At 38.8% G+C, this 18,745-nt stretch carries 20 protein-coding genes and 1 riboswitch; of the genes, 18 read left to right on the top strand and 2 right to left on the bottom strand.

The genetic code is table 11. From position 1 onward, the window contains the following. The first annotated feature begins 4 nt into the window (after positions 1-4). Positions 5-391 (top strand): hypothetical protein, encoded by a 387-nt coding sequence (locus IEV57_RS06095; protein WP_188440674.1) that lies wholly within the window; start codon positions 5-7, stop codon positions 389-391. Positions 392-402: 11 nt separating this feature from the next. Further along, positions 403-1,392, top strand: a complete 990-nt coding sequence (locus IEV57_RS06090) for a DUF5777 family beta-barrel protein (protein WP_188440673.1) — start codon at positions 403-405, stop codon at positions 1,390-1,392. Between the two features lie 52 nt (positions 1,393-1,444). Here the strand turns inward: IEV57_RS06090 and IEV57_RS06085 are convergent, their stop codons facing one another. Next, on the bottom strand, positions 1,445-1,915 hold the full coding sequence (locus tag IEV57_RS06085) for a DUF1905 domain-containing protein (RefSeq protein WP_188440672.1): 471 nt from the start codon (positions 1,913-1,915) through the stop codon (positions 1,445-1,447). Between the two features lie 131 nt (positions 1,916-2,046). Between IEV57_RS06085 and IEV57_RS06080 the strand changes: the two genes are divergently transcribed. The 10 genes from IEV57_RS06080 (at position 2,047) to IEV57_RS06035 (ending at position 11,496) form a co-directional block, all read left to right on the top strand. Beyond that, the gene (locus IEV57_RS06080; RefSeq protein ID WP_188440919.1) at positions 2,047-2,478 is read left to right on the top strand and encodes an RrF2 family transcriptional regulator; all 432 of its coding nucleotides are present in this window, start codon (positions 2,047-2,049) and stop codon (positions 2,476-2,478) included. Positions 2,479-2,531: 53 nt separating this feature from the next. Next, positions 2,532-3,254: an iron-sulfur cluster repair di-iron protein gene (gene ric / locus IEV57_RS06075; protein ID WP_188440671.1), complete on the top strand. Its 723-nt coding sequence runs from the start codon at positions 2,532-2,534 to the stop codon at positions 3,252-3,254. A gap of 6 nt (positions 3,255-3,260) precedes the next feature. Beyond that, complete coding sequence (locus IEV57_RS06070; RefSeq protein ID WP_188440670.1) at positions 3,261-5,081, top strand: cytochrome c; 1,821 nt, start codon at positions 3,261-3,263, stop codon at positions 5,079-5,081. Between the two features lie 22 nt (positions 5,082-5,103). Beyond that, entirely contained in the window at positions 5,104-7,056 is a 1,953-nt protein-coding gene (gene nosZ, locus IEV57_RS06065; RefSeq protein WP_188440669.1) for a Sec-dependent nitrous-oxide reductase, read from the top strand. 50 nt (positions 7,057-7,106) lie between these two features. Beyond that, positions 7,107-7,706 carry a hypothetical protein gene (locus IEV57_RS06060; protein WP_188440668.1) on the top strand — a complete coding sequence of 200 codons (600 nt, stop codon included), beginning with the start codon at positions 7,107-7,109 and terminating at the stop codon, positions 7,704-7,706. Between the two features lie 59 nt (positions 7,707-7,765). Beyond that, positions 7,766-8,200, top strand: coding sequence for a nitrous oxide reductase accessory protein NosL (locus tag IEV57_RS06055; protein ID WP_188440666.1), 435 nt, complete (start codon positions 7,766-7,768; stop codon positions 8,198-8,200). Positions 8,201-8,319: 119 nt separating this feature from the next. Continuing rightward, positions 8,320-9,543, top strand: coding sequence for a nitrous oxide reductase family maturation protein NosD (gene nosD, locus IEV57_RS06050; RefSeq protein WP_188440664.1), 1,224 nt, complete (start codon positions 8,320-8,322; stop codon positions 9,541-9,543). After that, positions 9,530-10,273 (top strand): ABC transporter ATP-binding protein, encoded by a 744-nt coding sequence (locus IEV57_RS06045; protein WP_188440662.1) that lies wholly within the window; start codon positions 9,530-9,532, stop codon positions 10,271-10,273. Before nosD ends, IEV57_RS06045 begins: the two co-directional genes overlap by 14 nt. Further along, the gene (locus IEV57_RS06040) at positions 10,266-11,033 is read left to right on the top strand and encodes an ABC transporter permease subunit (protein WP_188440660.1); all 768 of its coding nucleotides are present in this window, start codon (positions 10,266-10,268) and stop codon (positions 11,031-11,033) included. Before IEV57_RS06045 ends, IEV57_RS06040 begins: the two co-directional genes overlap by 8 nt. A gap of 136 nt (positions 11,034-11,169) precedes the next feature. Further along, entirely contained in the window at positions 11,170-11,496 is a 327-nt protein-coding gene (locus IEV57_RS06035) for a HesB/IscA family protein (protein WP_188440658.1), read from the top strand. A gap of 58 nt (positions 11,497-11,554) precedes the next feature. On the opposite strand, the gene IEV57_RS06030 is transcribed toward IEV57_RS06035, so the two are convergent. After that, entirely contained in the window at positions 11,555-12,646 is a 1,092-nt protein-coding gene (locus IEV57_RS06030; RefSeq protein ID WP_188440656.1) for a hypothetical protein, read from the bottom strand. 141 nt (positions 12,647-12,787) lie between these two features. On the opposite strand from IEV57_RS06030, the gene gcvT reads away from it, so the two are divergent. The 6 genes from gcvT (at position 12,788) to IEV57_RS06000 (ending at position 18,711) form a co-directional block, all read left to right on the top strand. Continuing rightward, complete coding sequence (gcvT, locus tag IEV57_RS06025; RefSeq protein WP_188440917.1) at positions 12,788-13,882, top strand: glycine cleavage system aminomethyltransferase GcvT; 1,095 nt, start codon at positions 12,788-12,790, stop codon at positions 13,880-13,882. Between the two features lie 52 nt (positions 13,883-13,934). Then, positions 13,935-14,654, top strand: a complete 720-nt coding sequence (locus IEV57_RS06020) for a 2-phosphosulfolactate phosphatase (RefSeq protein WP_188440654.1) — start codon at positions 13,935-13,937, stop codon at positions 14,652-14,654. 110 nt (positions 14,655-14,764) lie between these two features. After that, positions 14,765-15,691 (top strand): ribose-phosphate pyrophosphokinase, encoded by a 927-nt coding sequence (locus IEV57_RS06015; RefSeq protein WP_188440652.1) that lies wholly within the window; start codon positions 14,765-14,767, stop codon positions 15,689-15,691. A gap of 42 nt (positions 15,692-15,733) precedes the next feature. After that, a complete protein-coding gene (locus IEV57_RS06010) occupies positions 15,734-16,306 on the top strand; it encodes a 50S ribosomal protein L25/general stress protein Ctc (protein WP_188440650.1) in 573 nt (190 codons plus the stop codon). A gap of 144 nt (positions 16,307-16,450) precedes the next feature. After that, positions 16,451-17,011, top strand: coding sequence for an aminoacyl-tRNA hydrolase (gene pth / locus IEV57_RS06005; protein ID WP_188440648.1), 561 nt, complete (start codon positions 16,451-16,453; stop codon positions 17,009-17,011). A 179-nt stretch (positions 17,012-17,190) separates the two neighbouring features. Further along, positions 17,191-17,294: riboswitch (SAM riboswitch) on the top strand. A gap of 247 nt (positions 17,295-17,541) precedes the next feature. Next, positions 17,542-18,711 carry a trans-sulfuration enzyme family protein gene (locus tag IEV57_RS06000; RefSeq protein WP_188440646.1) on the top strand — a complete coding sequence of 390 codons (1,170 nt, stop codon included), beginning with the start codon at positions 17,542-17,544 and terminating at the stop codon, positions 18,709-18,711. Positions 18,712-18,745: the final 34 nt, after the last annotated feature.

Genomic DNA, 18,745 nt, shown 5'->3' with positions numbered 1-18,745 from the left:
AGCTATGAAGTCTACTAAAATTAAATATTTGATAGGATTGGCATTAATGTCAATCCTCATTCTCAACGGGTGTTACTATGATCAAAATCTACCTGATACAGGTGAGAACTTGGGAGAAATATCTTTCTCCGAAGATCTAATGGTCATCTTCAATACTAGTTGCAATAGTACAGCTTGCCATGGAGGAACCTCTGCCCCAGATCTAAGGCTAGAAAGAGCATACAACGAACTAATCAACGGGAATTACATCAATACGAGTAATCCTGAAAATTCAGAACTAATTCAATGGATGCAGGGAAATCGAGGATTGGCAATGCCGCTCAGCGGTCCCAATGCGACTTATAATGCTAAAGTACTCGCTTGGATCAGACAGGGCGCACTCAACAACTAAATTGAAGAATCATGAAAAAAAGTATATTAACACCTGTTATCAGCATTCTTTTATTTGGTCTTTTTTTGACAATCGTGCCAGAAGCGCAAGCTCAGAAAAAAACCAAACAGGAATTGCTGCTTGAAAATCCCGAAGATGAACTGCAAACTATTGAAATTCACAGTAGAAAGCTCCAAAGATCTGGAAACACTTTTGAAAGTACTTGGCTGATAGATAATCAGACTACCTTGGTACCAATGAAGCAAACACTTCAATTTGATATTCTCCATAGGTTTGGGACTATCAACAATGGTTTTGATGATCTTTGGGGATTATATGCACCCTCTAATATCAGAATGGGATTCAGCTACGTACCCTTCGACAACTTGATGGTTGGCTTTGGTCTATCTAAAGATAGAATGCTCTGGGACTTCAACTTGAAATACGCATTTATCAGTGAGGACAATGATGATCGATGGCCTGTTAGTGTGACCTACTTTGGAAATATTGCCATAGACTCAAGACCTCAGGCTGGATTTATTTACACCACAGACCGGTATAGCTATTTCCATCAATTGATGGTATCAAAGAAGGTGACAAGAGACTTTTCGATTCAAGGATCAGTAAATTTCTCTCACTTTAATGGTGTCGAGGCATTCATCTTTGAGGAAAATAAAATCGCCAAAATGAAAAATGACCATTTCTCATTTAGCGTAATGGGAAGATATAAGATCTCTGACGCTTTTGCCTTCATCGCAAACTATGATCAGCCTCTGACAAAGCACAACATGAATAACCCAAACCCTAACCTTAGCTTTGGAATTGAAGTGGCCACGCCACTCCATGCATTCCAGATGTTCTTTGGCAATTATAAGTGGATGGTTCCTCAGTACAATCATGTGCTAAACAGCAATAACCCTTGGGATGGAAGATTCCTCGTAGGATTTAACATTACTAGACTTACTGATTTGAAGTATGAAAACCTTGGGCAAATGATGTTCAAAAGAAAGAATAAGGATTAAATTGTTAATGAACAAGATTAGAAAACTGGGAGATTTTCCAGTTTTCTTTTTTTCATCCCATCCTAGGTACAAGAGCTTGTTCGATATAGCTCACAAGCAGTCTCAGTTGCTTTTCATCAGAATTCTCAGCCAAAATTTTACCAATCATAATCTTTTGATCCTCATTTGATAAGGACTCAAAATGCTCCAAGACCCCTGATTCTCTAAAGGTTTCCCTAATCTCCTTCTCACCTAACTCTTGGCTATCTCGATCCAAATATAAGGTCACGCTAACTGTATCGCCACCAGTTTTATGAATCGCTTTTCTTATTGCTGCGTTGATTGAAAGCCTTCTGTCTTCCCTTCCCATCGGCGCCAGATTCATGTGTGTAGTGGGGTACCCGTCTATCGATCCTGAAACTTTTATTTCACCCCACTTTCCTTTGATGCTTTTAGTATTTGGAACAGTGATATGATAGGTCCATGCTCCCTTACCTGGCACATATTTAAGTTCAAGCTTTTCTTCTTTGATCAGGTAATTCATCTTGTAAGTTTTGAGTTAATTGAAGAACCCCTATATAACTGAAAGGTTTGGACAATTTATTTGAAAAAATATTAAAGGATATTTTTGTCTTTATTTAAAAAAAGATATATTTGTCCTGTATTAAAGAAGAGATGTTTTCCAAAGCCTGTAAATATGCAATCAACGCCATGATTTATGTGGCATCACTTCCTGAAGGGATGCAGAGAGCTGGATTAAAGGAAATATCAAAAGCTATAGATTCCCCGGAGGCTTTTACCGCTAAGATTCTTCAGCAATTGGTGAGAGTGGAATTGCTCAGTTCTGCCAAAGGCCCACACGGGGGCTTTGCGATACAAGGAGACCCGAATACCATCACGATCGCTCAAGTTGTAGCAGCAATTGATGGAGATATGATCTTTACAGGTTGCGCCTTAGGCTTAAAAAAATGTTCCGAAGATCATCCTTGTCCTGTTCATCACAAATTCAAAGCGATCCGAGAACATCTAACAGGAATGCTCCTGACCTCTAATCTAAAAGAAATTGCCGAAGGGGTAAATGATGGCAAAAGCTTTCTTAAATATTAAAAAAATTTAAAATAATAAAAGATAAAATAGTCTTCCATAAACCACAAGTACACATGATACAGGAATTAGCAAATAGAAAAGTTGGCGGCATCGTCGCAGACAACTTCAAGACAGCACAAGTATTCACCAAATATGGGATTGACTTCTGCTGCAAGGGTGGTATTAGCCTCAATGATGCCTGTGAGAAAAACGGCGTGCCGCTCAACAGTATCTTAACTGATTTAGAGCAAGCTGTAATCTCACCAGAAGAAGTGCATTACAAAGATTTTGGTCTTAGCCAAATGATAGACCACATTGTCAACACCCACCATCAATATGTAGAAAAAACCATTCCTGCATTGAAAATTTATCTCCCAAAACTCGCGGCAGTTCACGGTGGTAGACATGCTGAACTCTTCGAAGTTGCTCAAGAATTCCTCTTAGCAGCTGATGCGCTGACGACTCATATGAAAAAAGAAGAATTGGTGCTCTTCCCATATATCAAAGCCATGGAAGAAGCAGACAGGAGTGGATTTCCATTATCAGAAGCACATTTTGGACATATAGACAATCCGATCGCAATGATGGAACACGAGCATGAAACAGAGGGCGATAGATTTCGGAAAATCTCCACTATCACGGATGGCTATACTTGTCCTCCTGATGGCTGTCAGACTTATCGCGTAGCCTTTGAAATGCTCAAAGAATTTGAAGCAGACTTACACACGCACATTCACTTAGAGAATAATCTCCTCTTTCCAAAAGCCAAACAATTATATCAAAAGCTAAACGCTTAATCAGTCATGAATACTGCCCATAAATATATGGAATCCACGCAAATGCCTTCTATTGTCGCCAAGTCTCTTCCCAAGACTTGGATGACTTGGGCAGTATTCTTTTTCTTCTGCGCATCAGTTTTCGGTTTAGCGATGCGCTACTTTTTTATTGGAGATTTTCCCGTTTTAGAATACAAAAATCTTTTACATGCACATTCTCACATAGCCTTGTTAGGCTGGGGATATTTGTTGGTCACAGGAATACTTGTATTCACCTTTATACAAAACCCTATTCGACTTAACATCTACAGAAAAATATTTCTTCTCACTGTCATTGCCAATTTAGGAATGATGGTGACTTTTCCGGTTCAAGGTTACGGACTTTTCAGCATTGCCTTTTCTACCTTTCACCTATTGCTAAGCTATGCTTTTACATATCACTTTTTCAAAGACTTGAAAAATATTAAGTCAAATACTGGCAAAACCTTGATCATGCTGAGCCTTGTTTGGATGGTCGTTTCTACGATAGGTTTGTGGGCTATTGCACCGATAGGTTCCATTTTAGGCCGTTTGCATCCTCTTTACTATCTATCTGTGCAATGGTTTCTTCACTTTCAACTCAATGGTTGGTTTGTGTATGCCCTACTCGGTCTGCTTTTATCCTTCATGGAGAAAAAAGGTTACTCAGTCCAAATATCAACACCGATTTTGATCGCACTACACCTATCTCTTTTTCTAACATTTGCACTATCTGTAGCTTGGAGTAATCCTTCAAATTATCTGCTTGCTACAAATGCAATTGGTGTGATTCTTCAAGCTTTTGCGTACTGGATAATCTTAAAATCTGCAATCAAATACTTAAATCACCAGACTAATCTTTCAAAAAATTGGATCAATCACCTGCTATGGATAGGATTGATCAGCCTGCTTGCCAAAGCAGCAATTCAGGCGGCCTTAATTATTCCCGATGTAGCAAATATTGCCTTCACGATTAGAAACTACGTAATCGGATTCATTCACTTGGTCATGCTTGGGGCCATTACTTTCGGATTAGGGGCTTTGGCTTTGAATCAAAATTGGCTGGTAAAAAATTTAATCAGTAAAATCGGTTGGATAACGCTCGCCTTTGCATTTGTAAGTTCTGAAATCATTTTGCTCACTCAAGGCACACTTCTCTGGGCTAAAATGGGATTCATTCCACAATACCATCTTCTGATATTCTTGGCATCAGCACTTTTCCCACTCGGATTAATCTTTCTTTTAATCGCTCAGTGGCAGGCATCTTTTCAAAAGCACCAATTACCCAAATTTATTCATAAACAAAAAAATCAATTTAAATCAAAAAACACAGAAACGATGAAAAGTACAGTACTCATGTCCTTAGGAGCTGCAATGCTCTTGATGGTCAGCTGTGGTGGTGGAAGTAGCGAAAACCAAGGCTCCTATACTCCTCCAAGCGCTCAAAAAGAAAAAGTAGCTGACCCAAAAGGGATTGGTGAAATCAAAAATGTGGATTTAGGAGACGGCATTGATGAGGCTTTGGCTCAAAAAGGAAAAGCTATCCTTGATATGAAATGTACAGCTTGCTATCAATATGATGGAAAAAGAGTCGTAGGGCCGGGCTTTGAAGGAGTGACGAATAGAAGACGAGCAGAATGGATCATGAATATGATCACCAATGTAGATGTGATGCTGGATGAAGATCCTGTAGCCCAAAAGCTATTCGAGGAATGTCTGACAAGAATGCCGAATCAAAACATCTCTTTGGATGAATCCAGACAGATTTTGGAATATTTTAGAAAAAATGATTTCGAAAGAACTGGCGGCAGTGATGCAGCTATGAATTAAACCAAATTTAAACTCGATGAAAATGAAAACAAGATTATGGTTATTAGCAGGAGCTGTGGTAGCCATGGCTTTTGCCCCTGGCTGCAAACCAAAAGGTGCTCAATCAGCCCTTTCAGGAGATGCCGCAAGTAAAGTATATGTAGCGCCGGGAGAGCATGACGAATTTTATAATATCGTCTCCGGTGGATTTAATGGTCAAATCTCTGTAGTAGGATTACCTTCAGGCAGGGTTTTGAAGATTGTTCCAGTTTTCTCCGTGCATCCAGAAAATGGATGGGGATTCTCAGAAGAGTCCAAACCAATGCTGAATACAGTCCATGGTTTTGTGCCTTGGGATGATCTTCACCATATAGCCATTTCCACCACCAATGCAGAGCATGATGCCAGGTGGGCTTTCGCCAATGGAAACAATACCCCAAGGATTGCTAGAGTGGATCTCACTACTTTTAAAACAGTGGAAATAATTGAAATCCCTAACTCTGCGGGTAATCACTCATCTCCATTTATCACTGAAAACACTGAGTATGTCGTCGCAGGCACACGTTTTTCAGTTCCAACAGGGGATAATAAGGATGTAGCAATTGATTCTTATAAAGAGAATTTCAAAGGAACCATTTCTTTCATCTCTGTGGACAAAGAGCATGGAAATATGGATTTGGCCTTCCAAATCGAGGCACCTCCATTCAATTTTGATCTTGCACGTGCTGGGAAGAAAAAATCTCACGGCTGGTTCTTTTTCTCTACCTACAATACTGAGATGGCCCATACACTTTTGGAAGTAAATGCTTCTCAAAAGGACAAAGACTACATTATGGCTGTCAACTGGAAAAAGGCTGAGCAATACATCAAAGAAGGAAAAGGCAAAAAGTCTAAGGCTAAATATGCGCACAACCTTTGGGATGAATCTAATCACACAGCTACTTCTACCATCAAAGAAGATATTCTGACTTTGGATCCAAAGGAACTGAAAGACATCATCTACTTTATCCCTTGTCCTAAATCTCCTCACGGTACAGATACTGACCCGACAGGTGAATACATCATCGGAAGTGGAAAATTAGCTGCAATTATCCCAGTATTCTCTTTTACTAAGATGCTAAATGCCATAGAAAAACAAGATTTCGAAGGCACTATTGACGGTATGCCAGTATTGAAATATGAATCTGTGCTTCATGGAGAAGTCGAAAAACCAGGTTTAGGCCCACTGCACACAGAATTTGATGGAAAAGGAAATGCCTACACTTCAATGTTTGTATCGTCTGAAATTGTGAAATGGAATATCGAAACGCTTCAAGTTTTGGATAGAGTTCCGACGTATTATTCTGTAGGCCACTTGATGATCCCAGGCGGACCAACTGGTAAGCCACATGGAAAATACATGGTAGCTTACAATAAAATCACCAAGGACAGATACTTACCTACAGGTCCTGAATTAGCTCATTCAGCCCAGCTTTACGACATTTCAGGAGATAAAATGCAGTTGCTTTTGGATTTCCCTACTATCGGAGAACCACATTATGCCGAGGCCTTCCCTGCTTCCTTAATCAAAGACAAGCAGGTGAAATTCTACCGTCTAGAAGACAATAATCACCCAAGAGCTCTCAAAGGCATCAACAATGCACGTGTAGAACGAGATGGAAATAAAGTTCACATCTATATGACTTCTATCAGATCGAACTTTAGACCAGATAACATTGAAGGCGTGAGAGTGGGAGATGAAGTATATTTCCACGTGACGAATCTTGAGCAAGACTGGGATGTTCCGCACGGTTTTGCTGTCAAAGGAGCCAATACGGCAGAACTGCTTATCATGCCAGGTGAAACTGCCACTTTGAAGTGGGTACCAGATAGAGTTGGTGTATTTCCATTCTATTGTACAGACTTCTGCTCGGCACTTCACCAAGAAATGCAAGGATACCTCAGAGTATCTCCAGCGGGATCTAATACAGAAATCAAGTACTCAACAGGAGAATAAACCCTATAAAACCCCACCGGCAGCAATGCCGGTGGCTTACCTCTAAGGTCATGAAAAAAATAGATTCTATCAATCGATTATTAGTATTGATATCAGCCTTACTAATGATTTCAGCCTATTTCACACCACTCTGGCAAATCAGTCTTTGGGCTCCTCAATATCCTGAAGGACTCAATATGAAAATTTGGATTGATAAGCTTAGTGGTGATGTAGACATCATCAATGGAGTCAACCATTATATCGGAATGAAGCATATTGGTGTAGAAATGTTCCCTGAATTCACCTATTTGATCTATGTTTTCGCATTTATCATTGGGTTTGGAATACTAGCTGCATGGATCGCAAGAAGATGGGCAGCATACACATTCTTAGGGTTGATTTCACTACTCGGTATTGGAGTCTTAGTGGATATGTATCTGTGGGGCTATGATTACGGACACAACTTAGACCAAATGGCTGCGATCAAAGTTCCAGGAATGGCTTATCAGCCACCTCTAATAGGCTATAAGGAACTACTTAATTTTCTCGCATACTCAGGTCCCGATACCGGAGGCTGGATTATTTCTGTTTCAGGTATTCTACTGCTTTTCGTGATCATTCGATTCTTTATCCAAGACAAAAAAGCGAATCATCCGAATCAAAATATTTAAAGACATGATTCCGGATTCTTGTCAATCTGATCTAGTTTTCACTTTATTCTAATCACATCATGAAAACGCAATTTCTAATCTTCCTCACAGCGATAATTTTATTTGCTTGCAATGCTGATCCTCGTGCCATCAATTATGGTCAAGACAGTTGCCACCACTGCAAAATGAAACTGATGGATCCACAATACGGTGCCGAAGTAGTCACTCAAAAAGGTAAAATCTTCATCTTCGATGATGTCAATTGCCTGATGGCGTTCATCGATAGCAAGGAAGTCACAGAGGAAGATATCAAGCATGTGCTGATCACAGATTATGACACACCTGAATCCCTCACCGATGCTACAGTTGCTTTCTACCTCAAATCACCACACTTCAAAACACCCATGGCAAGCAATATCGTGGCTTTCTCTGACTATGAAGTTCTCAAAAAGCACAAAGCCGAACACGGTGGTATTTATTTGGCATGGGGTGAATTGGTGACTCAATTTAAGTGAGGAAAAAGAAATTTCTCTCTTCTCTCGAAATAATAGAATAAGATCAGCCATGTCTACTTCTTGGCTCTTATCTCTAATTCCTTCTAGAATCTCCATTCTCTTATCTAAACAAAATATCCATGAAAGCACTAATAATTCTTTTCTTTCTCCTCAACACCACAGCTTGGGCGGAAACGATACGGTTGAAGCCGGGAGATTCTATTAAAGATGCTGTGGAAAGGGCAGCTATTGGAGATATTATCACTCTAAGTGCGGGCGAATATCTAGAACATGATATCATCATCCGGAAGCCACTTACGCTAATCGGTGAAGGAATGCCGGTCATCAATGGTCGGGATCAGGGAGACGTATTCATCGTGGCGGGAGAAAATATACATTTCAATGGACTCAGAATCATTAATACAGGTAGATCCAATATCGATGATTCAGCAGCCATTAAATTTTATGATTCCAAAAATTGCAGCGTAGAAAACATTGAGTTAGAAAACACCTTCTTTGGCCTACATTTTTCAAATTCATCTAACCTCACTATCAAAAACAATAAACTGTTTTCAGAAGCTGAAAGAGAGTATCAGACAGGAAATGGCATCCACCTTTGGAAATGCAAGGATTCTCTGATAGAAGGAAATGATGTAAAAGGACATAGAGACGGGATATACCTAGAATTTGTCACCAACACCATCAGCCAAAACAATATAATTCATGAAAACAAGCGCTACGGCTTACATTTTATGTTTTCTCATAACAATAGCTATATCAAAAATACTTTTCGGAAAAATGGTGCGGGAGTAGCAGTCATGTATACGCGAAATGTAATAATGAAAGACAACATTTTTGAAGAAAATGAAGGAGCAAGTTCATACGGTATTCTTCTCAAAGACATCTCAGATTCTGAAGTTACAGGTAATATTTTCCGTAAAAACACTATTGGAATCTACATGGAAGGAAGCAGCCGTACCATTTTCAAAAACAACTCCTTCACAAATAACGGTTGGGCACTCAAACTGATGGCAAGCTGTGACAACAATACTTTCGAAGCCAATAATTTTTCTGCCAATACATTCGACATCAGCACCAATGGCAGTGTGGTACTCAACACACTTAAAGATAATTATTGGGATAAGTACGAAGGATATGATCTGAACAAAGATAAAGTGGGTGATATCCCCTACCGTCCGATAAGTTTATTCTCTGTGATTGTAGAAAAAATCCCCTCAGCAGTTATCCTTTGGAGAAGCTTCCTAGTCACACTCCTCGATAGAATGGAAAAAATCATCCCTGCTATCACCCCTGAAAATATGATTGACAACAGTCCAAAAATGAAACCTTATGATCTCAGTTAGAAATATATCCAAAAAATTCGGAAAGCTAGATGTCCTTAAGGAATTCAACTTAGAATTCGAAGCAGGAAAAAGCTATGCCCTGATGGGACCCAATGGATCAGGAAAAACAACTTTAATCAAAATCATCCTTGGCATGGTCATTCCCAACAAAGGTGATGTTATCGTCCAAGGAGAGTCCATCAAAAACAACTTCAAATACCGCTCAAATATTGGTTATATGCCACAAATAGGGCGCTATCCTGACAATATGAAAATTGGGCAGCTTTTCAGAATGATGCAAGACATGCGCCCTGAAATCAAAGAATATGACGTAGAACTCATGGAATCTTTTGGTCTAAATCAAATGATGGATAAACCTATGCACACCTTGAGCGGAGGAACAAGGCAAAAAGTAAGTGCTGCACTAGCCTTTATGTTCAATGCAGATATTTTAATCCTAGATGAACCTACTGCTGGACTAGATCCCATGGCAGTGGAAACCCTAAAAAACAAAATAAAGAAAGAAAGAGACTCTGGAAAATTGATTCTGATTACCTCCCACATATTGAGCGAATTGGATGAACTCACCGATCAAGCTATCTATATTTTTGAAGGTGACATCTTCTTTAATGACAGCGTCGCAATGCTAAAAGAAACTACGGGAGAAGAAAGATTCACGACTGCCATCGCCAGATTGATGGAATGGAGTTTAAAAAAAAAGCAAACCAAAACTGAACTGAGCCATGTTTAAGCTACTCAAATATTCGCTATACGATATTCTAAAAAGCAGATTCGCCATTCTCTACACCATCTTTATGGTTTTGGTTGCTGTATCGATCTACCAAGTGTCCGAAGACCTCAGCAAAGTCTCACTCAGTTTGCTCAATATCATGCTGATGATAGTTCCATTAATTGCAGCAGTGTTTGCCACTACTCATTTCTTCAACAACCTTGAATTCACCGAATTGATGCTCGCCCAACCTGTGAAGCGGAGAAATGTCTTCCTTAGCCAGATTTTGGCAGTCATCATCATGCTTAGCGCTGCAATAGTAATTGGTTTTGGGATCCCCATGCTGATATGGGGAGCGGATGAAAGTATTCTGATCTTACTTGCCATTGGGATAGCCCTTTCTATTGTTTTTGCCGGACTTGCTTTTTTGGCATCTGTGATGACACGAGACAAAGCTAAGGCAATAGGTATCAGCCTTTCCTTTTGGATATATTTCTCCTTGATATATGATGGATTCGTACTTTACTTGATATACAGCCTATCAGATTTCCCTCTCGAAAAAACCACTTTAGGCTTAGTATTTCTAAATCCAGTTGACTTGGGAAGAATCATCATGCTTATGAAGTTGGACATTTCTACTTTGATGGGCTATACAGGAGCCTTTTTCCAAAACTTCTTTGGAAGTGCCCAAGGTATACTGCTATCAAGTTTTATTCTCCTGATTTGGATGTCTTGGCCTGTAGCAACTGCTATGCGGATTTTCAAAAGGAAAGATTTCTAGCACAAAAACCCAGTTCCTAAAACTGTACTGGAAAGAGATTTGCTACTTAGTGCCTACAAAAGTATATTTGTAATTGAATCATTTCAAATCATAGGTTGTTTTGCTTGTGATTCGAGAAAATTGAAAATTATAAGATATGATAGTAGTTTCTGAAAAGGCAAAAGATAGAATCTTAGAACTTAGAAAAGAGGAAGGCCGATCTGAAAATGAAAATATAAGAGTTTCTGTTAAAGGTGGCGGTTGCTCCGGTTTAATGTATGATTTAGGCTTTGATGCGAGCTTGGCAGAAACAGACCATGTATTCGAAGACAAAGGCATAAAGATCTTGGTAGACCGAAAGAGTTTACTTTACTTGGCTGGAACCATCTTGGAATTTTCCGATGGCCTTAATGGCAAAGGATTCCAATTTGTAAACCCAAACGCTTCCCGCACTTGCGGATGTGGAGAAAGTTTTTCTGTCTAAGATTTGAAAAGTTAAATAGCAATCAAAAAAGCCTTTCCGCATTACGGAAAGGCTTTTTTTAGTTTAAATCATAGACATAAAGGTTGTATTCCTTCTCGTGAGGTAGAAAGCAATACACTTTATTATTATCGAAATCGACTGCGAATGATTCGACAAATTTATTATCAGCTAAAATGAATTTCTTTAAGAGGTTTCCCTCCCAATCAAATTGTAAAAAATTCAAATCTTGATGATCGTAGTTATTATAAATAGCAGTGGATGAATTGTTGTAATTTAGCCCAAGAATATAATCGTTGTTTGAATCTATATCTTTAATAAAATGCTTTGAATCAAACCATTCACTCTTTCTATATACCTCTAATCCATTTTTGAGAGAATCTACAGTGTCATAGCTTACCGAGGCTATTAAATTTTGCTCAAAGTCAGAAATCTCTAGATTTGGGATCAACATCGTTGCAGCAGCTATTCTCTTTTTTCCCTTATTCACAGCTATTGCTGGTCTATAAATTGAATACATCCATACTGGCTCAATTTCAAAATCTAACTTTGGCGTATACGGGAAAATAATTTCATTTTTTCCGATTCTATCAAATAATATAAACTTTTTCGATCCATCAGGAACTCCAATATAATATTCTTCGGAACTGTAATAGAAATTTAAATAGTAATTATCTCTATCATCAATAGGGTTTTGATTATGGAATTGAGGTTCATCGTTAATCAATCCAAGTAAATCTATCTCGTTGATTTCTCTTCTATCTAAATCATATACTGAAATAATAGGAGAGTTTTTATTTGTGGTCCGTCTATAATTCTTTAATAATTCTGGAGTACCAAATTGAAGATCTCCATTTCCAATAGTTCCGTATTCAACTAAAAGTTGAAAATTATTTGTGTTGTATACTTTTAAAACATTATCCTGACGAGTTTGAATAACCAAAAAAGAATCAACAACCATCAGATTCACATTACTTTGACTGAATATAGAGATTTCCTTTACAAATTCTCCATAAATAGGCACTTCCTCATTAAATTGCTGGAATGATGCTTTGTCCTCAGTACAATTTAAAAGTGTGAAACTTAATGATGTAATAATAAAAAAACTGAGTATACTCAGGCAAAAAGGATTTGACTCCTTACTCTTAAACATAAAACTATTTTTTAAAGGGTTATTTCAAATTAATCATTCAAGTTAGCAAGATAAAAAATAAGTTCAATAAAAAGGCTGTTCCTGCTTTTTGTAATCCACCTTTATAAATTACCTTTGCGCCTTAAAGAAATAAACCCGATGATGGAAGATATTATCAAAAAAATCCAACTTAACGACCTCCACGTAGCTTTGGGAGGAAAAATGGTTCCTTTTGCTGGCTACAATATGCCTGTTCGCTATTCCTCTGATATGGAAGAGCACAAAACAGTCCGCGAAGGCGTAGGAGTTTTTGATGTTTCTCACATGGGTGAATTTATGGTTACAGGTCCAAAAGCTTTGGATCTTATTCAAAAAGTAACTTCAAACGACGTTTTTAAACTGATCGACGGACAAGCACAATACTCTTGTTTCCCAAATGAAAAAGGCGGTATTGTTGATGATTTGATCGTTTACAAATTTGAAGATGAAAAATACATGCTCGTAGTCAATGCTTCCAACATAGACAAAGATTGGGCATGGATTAATCAACACAATACAATGGGTGCTGATTTGGAGAATATTTCTGATACGCTTTCTCTTTTTGCTGTTCAAGGACCAAAAGCCATCGAAGCAGTGCAAGCGCTCACTCCTGTGAATCTTTCAGAAGTGAAGTTTTATCATTTTACAGTTGGTGAATTTGCAGGTATACAGGATGTAATCATCTCAGGAACAGGCTATACTGGTGCAGGTGGATTTGAGATTTATGTCAAAAACGAGGATGCCGAAAAAGTATGGAACGCCATCTTTGAAGCTGGAAAATCCTATGACATCAAGCCGATCGGGCTAGGTGCTAGAGACACTTTGAGAATGGAAATGGGCTATTGCCTTTATGGAAATGACATCAATGATGAAACTTCTCCATTGGAAGCAGGTCTAGGTTGGATTACCAAATTCACCAAGGATTTCATCAACAGTGAAAACTTGAAAAAACAGAAAGAAGCTGGTGTGGATAAAAAACTTATTGGTTTTATCATGCAAGAAAGAGGTATTCCAAGAGGTCATTATCCCATCGTCAACTCAGCTGGAGAAGTAATTGGAGAAGTTACCTCTGGAACGCAGTCTCCTTCAATGGGTGTAGGTATCGGCATGGGTTATGTCAAGACCGAATACGCTGCTCCAGGAACAGACATTGCCATTACTGTAAGAAATAAAAATTTGGCGGCAAAAATCGAAAAGCTTCCCCTTCTTAAAAAATAATTTAAACCCGCATTTGCTACTTTTAGCTTTTGCGGGTTTTTGCTTTTATATCATGTCCAAAAAAATTGAAATCTGTTTTAGTCCAGAATTAATTCATCTCCATCAGCTTGATAATAAAATCATAGTGGTCGTGGATATCTTTCGCGCCACCTCCACCATGATGGCAGCATTGGCGAATAACGTAGAAAGTGTTACTCCAGTGGCAGACTTAGAAACTTGCAGGATGATGGCACAATCGGGTTATGTGGTCGCAGGTGAAAGAAATGGAATCATTGAGGCAGGCTTCGAATTGGGCAATTCTCCATTAGCTTATTTGGATGGGAGTTATGCAAACAGAAAAATTGCCATGACGACTACGAATGGCACCGTGGCAATAGAAAAATCAAAGATCAATTCCGCAGAAATTTTGGTGGGCGCATTTGTGAATTTGGCAGCAACAGCCAAATATCTCAAATCGAAGGACAATGATGTCTTAATTCACTGCGCAGGTTGGAAAGGAAAATTCAACTTGGAAGATTCCCTTTATGCGGGAGCATTGGTGAGTTCATTGGCGGGTGATTTTGAGTTTGATTGCGATGGCGCGATTGCTATGAAAGCATTATACGAAGCTAATCGAGCTGATTTGAAGGGATTTCTCGCTCAGGCTTCCCATGCTAAGAGACTTCAAAATCACAACATTGAATCAGACATTGATTTCTGTTTGACACTTGATCTCTACGACATCATCGGAAAACTACAGGATCAAACTCTTGTTCCTCAAAAAGTTAAATAAAATTATTCACCTATATTGAAAACTTAGGTTTTCAGAAAGCTTACAAAAATCATTACCTTTACAAGTATCCAAAAAATCATTTCGATTCAATCCAAAACCTTCTTAAAAACATGTCTGAGGTTAAACTCTTCTCCGGAACCAACAGCAAATTACTAGCAGAAAAAATTGCAAAGCACTATGGTAAAAAACTAGGTGATTTGACGATGTCCAAATTCAGTGATGGTGAGATGTCACCTAGCTTCAATGAATCAGTCAGAGGCTGCACCGTATTTCTAATCCAATCTACAAATCCTTCAGCAGACAACTTACTTGAGCTTTGCCTGATGATCGATGCGGCCAAAAGAGCGAGTGCATACAAAGTTTGCGCGGTCATTCCATATTATGGCTATGCAAGACAAGATAGAAAAGATCGTCCAAGAGTTTCCATCGCTGCCAAGCTTATCGCTAACATTTTGACCTCAGCGGGGGCAGATAGGATCATGACTTGCGACCTACATGCAGGACAAATTCAGGGATTTTTTGATATACCTTTGGATCATTTGAATGGTTCAGCTATCTTTGTGCCCTATTTGGAAAGGCTAGATGCAAAAAATCTAATTTTCGCAGCTCCTGATGTAGGGGGTGTAGCAAGAGCAAGATCTTATGCCAAGCATTTTGAAGTAGAAATGGTAGTCTGTGATAAGCACAGAAAAAGAGCAAATGAAGTTGCTTCTATGCAGGTAATTGGGGATGTAGAAGGAAAAGACGTGGTGTTAGTAGATGATTTGGTAGACACAGCAGGTACACTTTGCAAGGCTGCACAAATCATCATGGACAAAGGCGCACTCTCGGTAAGAGCTATTGCCACGCATGGTGTACTATCAGGAAAAGCTTATGAAAATATCGAAAATTCGGTTTTGAAAGAGCTTGTCATCACAGATACCATCCCAGTAAAGCAAATATCTGAAAAGATTAAAGTGATTTCTGTATCAGATTTATTTGCTAAGGCAATACATGCGGTTACGGGTAATACCTCGATATCAGCATTATTTATTTAAGAATTATTATTCAATTATTTATAACAATCAATTTTAAAAATTATGAAATCTTTAGAGATTATAGGGTTTAAAAGAGCAAATCTCGAAAAAGGAGAGTTGAACCAAATCCGTGAGGAAGGTAATGTACCATGTGTAGTATATGGTCCAGGTATCAAGGAACAAATTCACTTCTATTCGCCTGCCATCCTTTTCAGAGACTTGATCTACACTCCAGACGTTCACATGGTAGATTTGAACATCGAAGGTACAAAAGTAAAAGCTATCCTAAGAGACGCTCAGTTTCACCCAGTGAGTGAAGTATTACTTCATGCTGACTTCTTAGCCTTTACAGAAGACAGAGATATCAAAATGGACATCCCTGTTGAGATCAAAGGAACTTCTCCTGGTATCATCAAAGGTGGTAAATTAGAGATGAAAGCTAGAACTTTGAAAGTAAAAGGTTTGGCTTCTAATCTTCCTGATAGAATTCCAGTTGACATTTCTCATCTTGACCTAGGTAAGTCTGTGAAAGTAAGTGAACTTTCAGTTGAAGGTTTCGAAATCTTAACAAGCCCTAACGTATCTATCGCTACCATCGGTATCCCTAGAGCACTTAGAGGTAAGAAAGCTGAATAAGTTAATCTTATTACAATATTTAAAAATCCTGCTTGTTCGCGAGCAGGATTTTTTATTTTTGCACCTTCTACATCAGACATAGCAATTCTACACAGCAGGTAGACATGTCTCTTAATAAAAAGTTAAAGTCTTGACTCAAGCAATATGAAATATTTAATCGTTGGATTGGGAAACATTGGTCCTGAATATGAATTGACTCGCCACAATGTGGGTTTTTTGACTGTCGATAGATTGGCTGATAAACATGCTGCAACTTGGAAAAGTAGTCGCTTGGCATTTACTGCAGAATTCAAATTCAAGGGCAGACAATTCCATCTGATCAAACCAACGACCTATATGAATCTCAGCGGAAAAGCGGTGAATTATTGGATGAAGGAATTGAATATTTCGAAAGAAAATGTTCTGGTTATAGTTGATGATGTTGCACTTCCCTTCGGGAAATTAAGAATGCGAGGAAAAGGATCTGCAGCAGGACACAATGGACTTAAAAACATAGAAGAAATGACCGGTGGCCAAGATTACCCAAGATTGAAATTTGGAATTGGTGATGATTTCCCAAAAGGTAGACAAGTAGATTACGTCCTAGGCCGCTGGACACCCAAAGAACTTGAAGAACTCCCAATTTTCATGGACAAAGCCATCGACATGACACTTGCCTTTTGCACTGTTGGCATCAACATGGCCATGACGCAGTTTAATGATTGAGGAGATTTTGGAATTTAGATTTTAGATTTAAAAATCTTTGATCTGCGAAATCAGTGGAATCTGAGAGAGTACCAAATCTAAAATCTACCTTCTTAAATCTAAAATTAAGCAGAAATCTGTGAGGGTATTTTTTTGATTTTTAGGGAATAGGACTTTACTTTGTAGCCAATTACATAAATGATTTATAAAGAAGAGGTGAGAGAACAGGCTCAGCGACCCTCTGGCAACCATCATAACCCAGATGAAAGGTGCCAAAACCTGCCCAAATCGGGAACTATAAATTAGACGCCATGCAGCTTACAATTCAGTTTTTATTTTATTCAGTTATTCCATCTTCTATGCTTTACATCGCAAAGATAGGATACTGTTATATGTTCGTTGTGGATACTACTTTCACACTGTTTCTATTATATGGCTTTAGTATTTCTATTTTATTTCCTCAGAATTGCTTTCATATTGCAACCTTACTCAAGATACCATACTCCCAAATTTCTCAACCGAATAACTAATCTATAGTTAATTAAGATACCATGTCACACTTCGAAACTGATGCCATACGAATCAATGCATCCAAATCTAATCAAAGAGAACACTCTGCGCCCTTATACCTTACTTCAAGTTTTACATTTGACTCTGCTGAAGAGGCGAGAGCGATGTTCGCTGAGGAAATTCCAGGAAATATCTATTCCCGATATGCAAATCCAAATTCCTCTGAACTTATAGAAAAAGTTTGTGCGGCTGAAGGAACAGAAGACGGTATAGCAACTGCCTCAGGAATGGCCGCCATGTTCGGAAGTATGGCTTCTTTGCTTCAGCAAGGAGATCATATTTTGGCTTCTCGATCCCTATTTGGTTCCACTCATCAACTTTTGACGAGAGTATTTCCGAAATGGGGGATCAGTTCTACCTATGGAGATATCTCTGACATCGCCAATTGGGAAAAATTAGTACAACCCAACACCAAAATGCTCTTTATCGAAACACCTTCTAACCCAGGTTTGGAAATCATCGATTTGGAATGGGTAGGGAAATTCGCAGCAGCACATAACCTCATCTTGGTGGTAGACAATTGCTTTGCTACGCCGTATTTACAGCAACCCGCAAAATGGGGTGCTCATATTGTCACTCACTCTGCTACCAAATTTATAGATGGACAAGGAAGGGTCTTGGGAGGTCTGATTTTAGGCAAGAGTGAATTGATCAAAGAAGTTCAGTTTTTCACCAGACATACTGGGCCATCTATCTCTCCATTCAATGCTTGGATTTTGGCAAAAAGTATGGAAACCTTGGCTGTCAGGATGGATAGACATTGTGAAAACGCCCTTGCTGTAGCCAATTATTTTCAGGGAAGTACTGACTTAGATTTTGTCAAATATCCATTTCTTAAAACTCATCCGCAATATGATTTGGCCAAAAAGCAGATGAAGCATGGAGGGGGAATCATCACGCTAACTTTAAAGGGTGGCATCGAGAGAGCGCAAAGATTTATAGATCAATTGCAGATGATATCCGTGACTGCAAATCTGGGAGACAGCCGAAGTATCATCACGCATCCCGCCTCGACCACACACAGCAAACTCAGTGAGGAAGAGCGTGCCAAAGTCGGGATTTCTGATGGTTTGATTCGACTTTCTGTTGGTTTGGAGCATCAAGAAGACATCATCAAAGATGTAGAACGCGCCTTGGAAAAATCAAGATAACATACGAAATGTAAAAGATCTACTAGATTTTGAA

Origin of the sequence: Belliella aquatica (assembly GCF_014637795.1) — a bacterium.
Classification (GTDB): domain Bacteria; phylum Bacteroidota; class Bacteroidia; order Cytophagales; family Cyclobacteriaceae; genus Belliella; species Belliella aquatica.
The sequence above is the reverse complement of the archived record's forward strand: the minus strand, read 5'-3'. Positions and strand labels throughout refer to the sequence as shown.

What these genes read in the sequence shown, in the direction of transcription:
- nosZ (WP_188440669.1), top strand. Translation starts at nt 5,104, where the DNA reads ATGAAAACAAGATTATGGTTATTAGCAGGAGCTGTGGTAGCCATGGCT.
- IEV57_RS06040 (WP_188440660.1), top strand. Translation starts at nt 10,266, where the DNA reads ATGTTTAAGCTACTCAAATATTCGCTATACGATATTCTAAAAAGCAGA.
- pth (WP_188440648.1), top strand. Translation starts at nt 16,451, where the DNA reads ATGAAATATTTAATCGTTGGATTGGGAAACATTGGTCCTGAATATGAA.
- IEV57_RS06085 (WP_188440672.1), bottom strand. Translation starts at nt 1,915, where the DNA reads ATGAATTACCTGATCAAAGAAGAAAAGCTTGAACTTAAATATGTGCCA.
- IEV57_RS06070 (WP_188440670.1), top strand. Translation starts at nt 3,261, where the DNA reads ATGAATACTGCCCATAAATATATGGAATCCACGCAAATGCCTTCTATT.
- IEV57_RS06080 (WP_188440919.1), top strand. Translation starts at nt 2,047, where the DNA reads ATGTTTTCCAAAGCCTGTAAATATGCAATCAACGCCATGATTTATGTG.
- IEV57_RS06095 (WP_188440674.1), top strand. Translation starts at nt 5, where the DNA reads ATGAAGTCTACTAAAATTAAATATTTGATAGGATTGGCATTAATGTCA.
- IEV57_RS06090 (WP_188440673.1), top strand. Translation starts at nt 403, where the DNA reads ATGAAAAAAAGTATATTAACACCTGTTATCAGCATTCTTTTATTTGGT.
- IEV57_RS06015 (WP_188440652.1), top strand. Translation starts at nt 14,765, where the DNA reads ATGTCTGAGGTTAAACTCTTCTCCGGAACCAACAGCAAATTACTAGCA.
- nosD (WP_188440664.1), top strand. Translation starts at nt 8,320, where the DNA reads ATGAAAGCACTAATAATTCTTTTCTTTCTCCTCAACACCACAGCTTGG.
- IEV57_RS06055 (WP_188440666.1), top strand. Translation starts at nt 7,766, where the DNA reads ATGAAAACGCAATTTCTAATCTTCCTCACAGCGATAATTTTATTTGCT.
- IEV57_RS06010 (WP_188440650.1), top strand. Translation starts at nt 15,734, where the DNA reads ATGAAATCTTTAGAGATTATAGGGTTTAAAAGAGCAAATCTCGAAAAA.
- ric (WP_188440671.1), top strand. Translation starts at nt 2,532, where the DNA reads ATGATACAGGAATTAGCAAATAGAAAAGTTGGCGGCATCGTCGCAGAC.
- gcvT (WP_188440917.1), top strand. Translation starts at nt 12,788, where the DNA reads ATGGAAGATATTATCAAAAAAATCCAACTTAACGACCTCCACGTAGCT.
- IEV57_RS06020 (WP_188440654.1), top strand. Translation starts at nt 13,935, where the DNA reads ATGTCCAAAAAAATTGAAATCTGTTTTAGTCCAGAATTAATTCATCTC.
- IEV57_RS06035 (WP_188440658.1), top strand. Translation starts at nt 11,170, where the DNA reads ATGATAGTAGTTTCTGAAAAGGCAAAAGATAGAATCTTAGAACTTAGA.
- IEV57_RS06000 (WP_188440646.1), top strand. Translation starts at nt 17,542, where the DNA reads ATGTCACACTTCGAAACTGATGCCATACGAATCAATGCATCCAAATCT.
- IEV57_RS06060 (WP_188440668.1), top strand. Translation starts at nt 7,107, where the DNA reads ATGAAAAAAATAGATTCTATCAATCGATTATTAGTATTGATATCAGCC.
- IEV57_RS06030 (WP_188440656.1), bottom strand. Translation starts at nt 12,646, where the DNA reads ATGTTTAAGAGTAAGGAGTCAAATCCTTTTTGCCTGAGTATACTCAGT.
- IEV57_RS06045 (WP_188440662.1), top strand. Translation starts at nt 9,530, where the DNA reads ATGATCTCAGTTAGAAATATATCCAAAAAATTCGGAAAGCTAGATGTC.